This is a genomic window from Photorhabdus noenieputensis (genome assembly GCF_018448935.1).
Lineage (GTDB): Bacteria > Pseudomonadota > Gammaproteobacteria > Enterobacterales > Enterobacteriaceae > Photorhabdus > Photorhabdus noenieputensis.
In genome coordinates, this window is record NZ_RCWC01000027.1 from 65689 (window position 1) to 73745 (window position 8057).

The following is an 8057-nucleotide window of genomic DNA, read 5'->3' on the forward strand; positions in this document are numbered from 1 at the left end:
GGAATGAATATCCGCGATCTGGAATATCTTGTGGCGCTTGCGGAGCATCGGCACTTTCGCCATGCTGCTGATTCTTGCCACGTCAGCCAGCCTACATTGAGCGGGCAAATTCGTAAGCTTGAGGATGATCTGGGTGTAATGTTATTGGAACGCACCAGCCGTAAAGTTTTGTTCACTCAACAAGGGATGTTATTAGTGGAACAGGCTAGAACGGTTCTCCGTGAGGTTAGAATTTTGCAGGAAATGGCTTCACTTCAAGGGGAAAACATGTCTGGTCCTCTGCATATTGGTCTGATCCCTACAATTGGCCCGTATCTGTTGCCTCATATTATTCCTGGGCTTCATAGCTTGTTTCCTAAGTTGGAAATGTATCTGTATGAAGCCCAGACACAAAGTCTGCTAGCTCAGTTGGATAGTGGCAAATTGGACTGTGCGATTCTAGCAATGGTTAAGGAGACAAGAGCCTTCATTGAAGTGCCATTGTTTGAAGAACCCATGAAACTAGCTATCTATGATGGCCATCCTTGGGCAGAGCGAGAAAAAATTGCTATGGATGAATTGGCAGGTGAAAAATTACTGATGCTAGAAGATGGTCATTGCTTGCGAGATCAGGCTATGGGGTTCTGTTTTCAGGCTGGCGCAAAGGAAGATACCCATTTTCGTGCAACTAGTTTGGAAACTCTGCGTAATATGGTTGCTGCCGGTAGTGGAATAACCTTATTGCCTGATCTGGCAGTGCCACGGGAGAAAAAACGTGATGGTGTCTGTTATCTTGAGTGTAGCAACCCTGAACCTAAGCGATCTGTTATTTTGATTTATCGTCCTGGTTCACCTCTGCGTGGTCGCTATGAGCAACTGGCAGAGGCTATTAGAGCTAAAATGGGCACTTATTATGGGCAATCAAATTATGGGCAATCAAAATAGCCGGTTCAGGCCATTTAGAGCTGCGACACGATAGGCTTCAGCCATAGTCGGATAGTTGAAAGTAGTATTGACGAAATATTCGATAGTATTACTTTCACCTTTCTGTTCCATAATCGCCTGGCCGATATGAATGATTTCAGCCGCACGTTCCCCGAAACAGTGAATACCAAGAATCTCTTTTGTTTCTCTATGGAACAGTATTTTTAGGCTTCCTACGTTCATCCCCGCGATTTGTGCGCGTGCAAGATGTTTAAATTGTGCGCGTCCAACTTCATAAGGCACTTTCATTGCTGTTAATTGTTGTTCGGTTTTACCTACAGAGCTGATTTCAGGAATGGTATAGATACCTGTTGGAATATCTTCAATCAGATGAACTTCGGCATTTCCTTTCGCCATCGCTTGGGCGGCAATTCGGCCTTGATCATAAGCAGCAGAGGCTAGGCTTGGATAACCGATAACATCTCCTACAGCGTAGATGTTTTCATTGCTGGTTTGATAGATCTTATTAACTTTCAGTAAGCCGCGGCTATCGGCTTCCAGACCAACGTTTTTCAGCCCTAAAGTATCAGTATTACCTGTTCGCCCATTAGCATAAAGCAAACAATCAGCTTTGACTTTTTTACCGGATTTGAGATGAACGATAACGCCATCATCAACACCTTCAATTTTAGAATATTCTTCATTGTGGCGGATAACTATACCGCTATTCCAGAAATGGTAAGAAAGTGCGTCTGACATCTCTTGATCAAGAAAAGCCAGTAAGTGGTCACGAGTGTTGATCAAATCAACTTTTACGCCTAATCCACGGAAGATTGAAGCATATTCGCAACCAATCACTCCGGCACCATAAATAATGACATGCCGTGGTTCATGATCCAGTTTCAGAATGGAATCGCTGTTATAAATACGGGAATGGGTGAAATCAACATCTGGTGGACAATATGGGCGAGAACCGGTTGCGATAATAATCTTATCTGCGCTTAAAATATCGTAGTTATCGTCGGCATAGCGCACACTCACCCGGTGATCATCAATGAATGTTGCTTCCCCGGAAAACATACGACACCCATTACGTTCGTAAAATCCTTGACGCATTCTAGTTTGCTGATTAATCACCATTTCAGCACGGCGTAAGATTTCAGCAAATGAAGAGCGAAGAATGCGGGAATTATCGCTGTACAGAGGGTTTTGGTTAAATTCGATAATACGGCTGACGGCGTGGCGGAGGGCTTTGGACGGGATGGTACCCCAATGAGTACAACCACCACCAACATTATTGTAGCGTTCGATAACAGCAACGCTTTTACCCTGCTTCACCAATCCCATTGCTGCTCCTTCTCCACCGGGACCAGAACCAATGACAATGGCGTCAAAATGAATATGTTGCATATGAGGAAAGACCTGTTTTTACACAAAATTACAACGCTATATTAACATTGGTTGACTTAATAACCCAATCGTCATAAGGATTTTATGTCTCGTTTAGGGTGAATTGAGCATAGTTTTACCCGTTACGTTAATCTGGCGCAAGATCATGAAGCTTTTGGAAAATAAATAATTATCTAATGACTGAATTGAATTAACAAAGGAAAATGCTTCCCTTAATGATTTTCTGACTACGCGTAGTCACCTTTATCATCCTAATATCTAATAGGAAAATGCGCTAAGAAAATGACATTGATCATTATAAATGACATGATAAGCACATCATTACGGCAAACGCGTTAAAATTTGGTATATTTCCTAACATGTAGTTCAGATAAAGAGTCAGGATTCGTGTGAGTAACGTTATCGGCATCAGAGCGAAACAGAAAGAAAAAACTCGTCGTTCACTGATTGAAGCTGCTTTCAGCCAGTTGAGTGCCGAAAGGAGTTTTACCAGTCTTAGCTTGCGTGAAGTCGCCCGCGAAGCAGGTATTGCACCCACTTCATTTTATCGTCATTTCCGTGATGTTGATGAGCTTGGGCTGACTATGGTGGATGAAAGTGGTTTGATGTTACGTCAGTTAATGAGGCAAGCCCGGCAACGTATTGCTAAAGGTGGCAGCGTCATCCGCACGTCTGTTTCAACTTTTATGGAATTTATCGGTAATAATCCAAATGCATTCCGATTATTATTACGTGAACGTTCAGGGACCTCTGCTGAGTTTCGTGCCGCTGTCGCACGGGAAATCCAACATTTTATTGCTGAGCTGGCAGACTATTTAGAACAGGAAAGCTGTATGCCGAGGCATTTTACTGAAGTGCAGGCAGAGGCAATGGTAACAATAGTATTCAGTGCAGGTGCAGAAGCACTGGATATTGATTTGGAGAAAAGACAGCGTTTAGAAGAACGTTTAGTCTTGCAGCTACGGATGATTGCTAAAGGTGCATATTATTGGTATCGCAAAGAAATGAATCCACCGAACCCTAAACTTAAATAACTATGAAGGAGGAGAACGAAATGATGGAACAATATCGCCAGGATAAAAGTACATTGTTACTCGCTTTTATTGTCGGACTAGCAACGAATGGAACGTTTTCAGCAGTTTTTAGTTCAGTTGTTTCTTTTTCAGTTTTCCCATTGATAACACTGATTTTATCAATTTATTGTATCCATCAGCGCTATTTGAATTACTCAATGCCAGATGGGATGCCTAAGTTAGTTGTTGCTTGTTTCCTCTTAGGATTATTTAGTTATAGTGCGATTATCCGGGTTGAATACCCTGAAATTGGCTCTAATTTTCTACCTGCGGTAATAGGTACCGTACTGGTATTCTGGATTTACAGAAAGGTAAAAATTCGTAAAAACCAGGTAATTACAGAAAATAGTCATTAATTGATGAAAAACGCCGGAGAGATAACTATCTGCCGGCGTTTCTGTTTTATATGCTCGTCAAGTATCAGTTTAATTTTTCCAGAAGCACGCCGCATTCCATATGGTGTGTATAAGGAAACTGATCAAACAGAGCCAGATGGCTGATTTTATGCGTTTGGGTTAATGTTTCCAGATTATGGCAAAGGGTTTCCGGGTTACAGGAAATATAAAGAATCCGTGGATATGTCTGAACCATCTCAAGTGTTTTTTCATCAAGGCCGCTACGTGGCGGATCGACAAAAATAGTTTCACATTGATAGCTTTTTAAATTGATTCCTTGAAGGCGATTAAACTCGCGTTCACCATTCATTGCTTGGGTGAATTCCTCCGCTGACATGCGGATAATCTGTACATTATCAATCCCGTTGGCTGCAATATTGTATTGAGCGGCAGCAACAGATGGCTTGGCAATTTCTGTTGCCAATACTCGTTCAAAATTTTGAGCTAATGCCAGAGAGAAATTGCCATTACCGCAATAAAGCTCAAGTAAATCACCTTTTGAATCCTTGGTAATATTAATTGCCCATTCAAGCATATGGATATTGACGCTAGCGTTTGGTTGGGTAAAGCTGTTTTCCACTTGGCGATAAATCATTTTTCGGTCTGCAACAGGTAAAACCTCATCAATATAATCATGATTCAATGTGATTTTGGTTTTAGCGGCTCTGCCAATTAACTCAACGTCAAACCCTTTATTTCTTAACGCTTCACGCAGTTTTAGTGCCTGTTGTGTCCATTCATCATTCAATTTTTTGTGATAAAGCAGAGAAACAAGGATTTTATTACTGCAAGTGGACAGATAATCAATTTGAAATAGTTTATGACGCAAGATCTGTTCAGATCTAATAGAGTCAATTAATTCTACCATCATTTTATTGATTAACTTACTAGCGACAGGGAATTGAACAAGGCGAATACGCTGTTTCGTCTGTTGATCGAACATAATATGGTACAAATCATCCTGCTCATGCCAGATTCGAAATTCTGCTCGCATTCTGTAATGAGATTGTGGTGAGCGGAAAACCTCTGGCTCCGGGGGCTGGAAAGGCACCATCATGTTTTTTAAGCGGCTGACCTTCTCCGTCAGTTGCTGCTCGTAGCTTTCCGTTGGCAGGGGATTGTGCATTATGTTTGTTCTCTTAGTATCTGTAGTAAGAAAAATTTTCGTGCGAAATTGTAGGGAAAGAGCAAAGGATGTCCAGTTTTCTTATTACTCATGCATGATCCTGTCTATGCTTATTATTATGAGTAAGTTTCACGCTTCATCGTAGCGTGTCCTTCTAACAATAAATTGTGGGATGTTTTCTCATGATAAATAAAAATCGGTTTTTATTATCCACTGTTTCAATCGTGGTGATTTCTAGTTGGAATCAAGCTTCCGCCATAGTGGAGTCGCAGGATTCATTGGTTGTGACGGCGAGTCGTTTTAAACAGCCAGTGTCAAGCATATTGGCTCCTTATACTGTTGTAACACGAGATGAAATTGATCGTTGGCAGTCAAATAGTGTAGCCGATATTTTGCGTCGTCTACCTGGTGTTGATATTGCTCATCATGGTGGTATTGGACAGCTAAGCTCTCTGTTTATTCGTGGCACTCACCCTCGTCATGTATTGGTGTTGATGGATGGAATACGTTTGAATCAAGCGGGTATCAGTGGCTCCTCTGATTTAAGTCAGATACCTGTATCATTGGTTCAGAAAATTGAATATATCCGCGGCCCACGTTCCGCTGTTTATGGTTCTGATGCTATTGGTGGTGTTATTAATATCATCACTACCAGAGAGAAATTAGGCACCAGCCTTAACGTAGGTATCGGCTCACATGGTTATCAGACTTATGATGGCGCAACTCAGCAAAAGTTAGCTGAAAATACAGTCCTGACAGCAGCAGCTAACTATACCTATACCAAAGGATACGATGTTGTTGCTTATGGTAATACCGGAGGTTTTAGACAGCCTGACCGTGACGGTTTTATGAGTAAAATGCTTTGGTTGGGAGTCGATCAAAAATTTAATGAGCAAGTCAGTGGATTTGTTCGAGCTTATGGCTATAACAATAGAACGTCTTATGATGCGGATATTAATTGGAGTTATCCATATGCCAGACCGGATACCCGTGAACTTTATAGCCGCCACTATGACACGGGAGTCAGATTTAACCGGGGGATCTACTCATCTCAATTAATTGCAAGTTATAGCCACATAAAAGACTATAACTTTGATCCTAAATATGGTCGCTATGACCAGTCTGCTAGCCTTAATGATTCTGAACAATATAACTTGCAATGGGGAAATACTTTTCAACTATATCAGGGTATGGTTAGTACAGGTGTGGATTTCCAAAAACAATCGATAGAAGCTGGAACCAGTTATATTCCGAAGAGTGAAACGGTACGTAATACAGGTATATATCTGACAGCACAGCAACAACTAAAAGATTTTATTTTAGAAGGTGCAATTCGTTCAGATAAACATTCAGAAGCTGGTTGGAATACCACATGGCAAGCCAGTTTAGGTTGGGAGTTTATTAAAAATTATCGTTTGATCGCTTCTTATGGTACGGCATTTAAGGCTCCAACACTTAGCCAGATGTATGGTTTTGGTGGTAATCATGATTTGAAACCGGAAGAAAGTAAACAGTGGGAAGGTGGTATTGAAGGCGTCACAGGCCAGCTAAATTGGCGTTTGACGGTATATCGCAATGAGATTGAGCAATTGATCGATTATGCAAATAGCCGTTACTACAATATTGGTAAAGCAAAAATTAAAGGTGTTGAGTGGACTGGCTCAATGGACACAGGCATATTTCAGCATCAATTGACAGTACAATATATCGCTCCCCGTAATGGTGAAACTAATGAAATTTTAGTTCGTCGTGCGAAGCAGCAAGTCAAATATCAACTTGACTGGCAGCTATATGATTTTGATTGGGGGTTAACTTATCAATATCTAGGGCGGCGTTATGACAACGATTTCAGTACATTCCCGGCTAAACGTGTGAAATTAGGTGGCGTCAGCTTTTGGGACTTAACGGCTTCATATCCGGTCACTTCTTATCTGACAATCCGTGCTAGAATAGCCAACCTGCTTGATAAAGATTACGAGACAGTTTATGGCTATCGCATTCCAGGACGTGAATACTACCTCACTGGGAGCTATAACTTCTGATTTAAATAAAGTCGCACGTCCGACAGTTTTAGTGTTTGATTCTGGGGTAGGCGGCTTATCTATTTACCAAGAGATCCGGCAATTATTGCCCGATCTCCACTATATATATGTTTTTGATAACGAAGCATTCCCTTATGGTGAAAAATCGGAAGAATTTATTGTTGAACGAGTTGTTCAAATTGTTGCGGCTGTTCAGCAAAAACATCCTCTGACAATAGTGGTTATTGCATGTAACACTGCAAGTACAGTCAGTTTGCCAGCTCTGCGTGAGCGGTTCAGCTTTCCGGTTGTTGGTGTGGTTCCAGCGATAAAACCCGCAGCAAAGTTAACTCGTAATGGTGTCGTTGGATTATTAGCGACTAGAGCAACAGTTAACCGTTCCTATACAAAAGAACTTATCGAAAAGTTTGCGGCAGGTTGCAGGATTGAATCTATAGGTTCTGCTGAATTGGTAGAATTAGCTGAAGCTAAACTGCATGGTGGTAAGGTCTCTTCCGACATTTTAAAAAAGATACTGAAGCCGTGGCTCGGAATGAAAGAACCACCTGACACAGTAGTATTAGGCTGTACTCATTTTCCACTATTAGCAGAAGAACTAGTTCAGATACTACCTGATGGCACACACTTAATTGATTCTGGTGCTGCTATTGCCCGAAGAACAGCTTGGTTGGTTAAACATCAGAATAATCTTGTTTGTACTTCAGCAGATAGTCTTGCTTATTGTATGAAAGTAAATGCTGATACTGATGCATTAATCCCCATTTTGCAGGAATATGGATTCTCAAAACTGGAAAAATTGATAACTTAAGTTAAATTCGGTGGAATAATCGCCGGTCGTTAACTTTTTTAAAAATAATTATTGCCAGCGCCAAAGAACTCCCTATAATGCGCCACCACTGACCGACACAACGCTGATAAACATTGTGAGGTCGGGCAGAGAACCAGCCAATAAGCGCTTGACTCTGCGGGCGAAAAGCGTAATATACGCAGCCCGGCTGAACGAGAATATTAAATTTTAATTCAGCCTGCTCTTTAACAATTAATCAGACAATCTGTGTGGGCACTCACAAGACCGTATCACAAAAAAATACGTTTTAAAGTCTTGAAG

General features: G+C 41.3%; 7 protein-coding genes. 5 read left to right on the top strand and 2 right to left on the bottom strand.

The features are described 5' to 3' along the window. Positions 1-3 precede the first annotated feature (3 nt). A complete protein-coding gene (gene oxyR / locus EAE91_RS16720; RefSeq protein WP_214089475.1) occupies positions 4-924 on the top strand; it encodes a DNA-binding transcriptional regulator OxyR in 921 nt (306 codons plus the stop codon). On the opposite strand, the gene sthA is transcribed toward oxyR, so the two are convergent. After that, complete coding sequence (gene sthA / locus EAE91_RS16725; protein ID WP_214089476.1) at positions 916-2313, bottom strand: Si-specific NAD(P)(+) transhydrogenase; 1398 nt, start codon at positions 2311-2313, stop codon at positions 916-918. The two genes, oxyR and sthA, sit on opposite strands and share 9 nt — an antisense overlap. A 389-nt stretch (positions 2314-2702) precedes the next feature. On the opposite strand from sthA, the gene fabR reads away from it, so the two are divergent. Next, positions 2703-3347, top strand: coding sequence for an HTH-type transcriptional repressor FabR (fabR, locus tag EAE91_RS16730; RefSeq protein ID WP_049584869.1), 645 nt, complete (start codon positions 2703-2705; stop codon positions 3345-3347). 23 nt (positions 3348-3370) lie between these two features. After that, positions 3371-3742, top strand: coding sequence for a YijD family membrane protein (locus EAE91_RS16735; RefSeq protein ID WP_214089481.1), 372 nt, complete (start codon positions 3371-3373; stop codon positions 3740-3742). A gap of 64 nt (positions 3743-3806) precedes the next feature. On the opposite strand, the gene trmA is transcribed toward EAE91_RS16735, so the two are convergent. Further along, positions 3807-4907 (bottom strand): tRNA (uridine(54)-C5)-methyltransferase TrmA, encoded by a 1101-nt coding sequence (trmA, locus tag EAE91_RS16740; RefSeq protein WP_244868887.1) that lies wholly within the window; start codon positions 4905-4907, stop codon positions 3807-3809. 182 nt (positions 4908-5089) lie between these two features. On the opposite strand from trmA, the gene btuB reads away from it, so the two are divergent. Both btuB and murI read left to right on the top strand, forming a co-directional pair. Further along, positions 5090-6949, top strand: a complete 1860-nt coding sequence (gene btuB, locus EAE91_RS16745) for a TonB-dependent vitamin B12 receptor BtuB (protein WP_214089477.1) — start codon at positions 5090-5092, stop codon at positions 6947-6949. Continuing rightward, positions 6894-7757, top strand: a complete 864-nt coding sequence (murI, locus tag EAE91_RS16750) for a glutamate racemase (RefSeq protein ID WP_214089478.1) — start codon at positions 6894-6896, stop codon at positions 7755-7757. Before btuB ends, murI begins: the two co-directional genes overlap by 56 nt. The last annotated feature ends 300 nt before the right edge of the window (positions 7758-8057 follow it).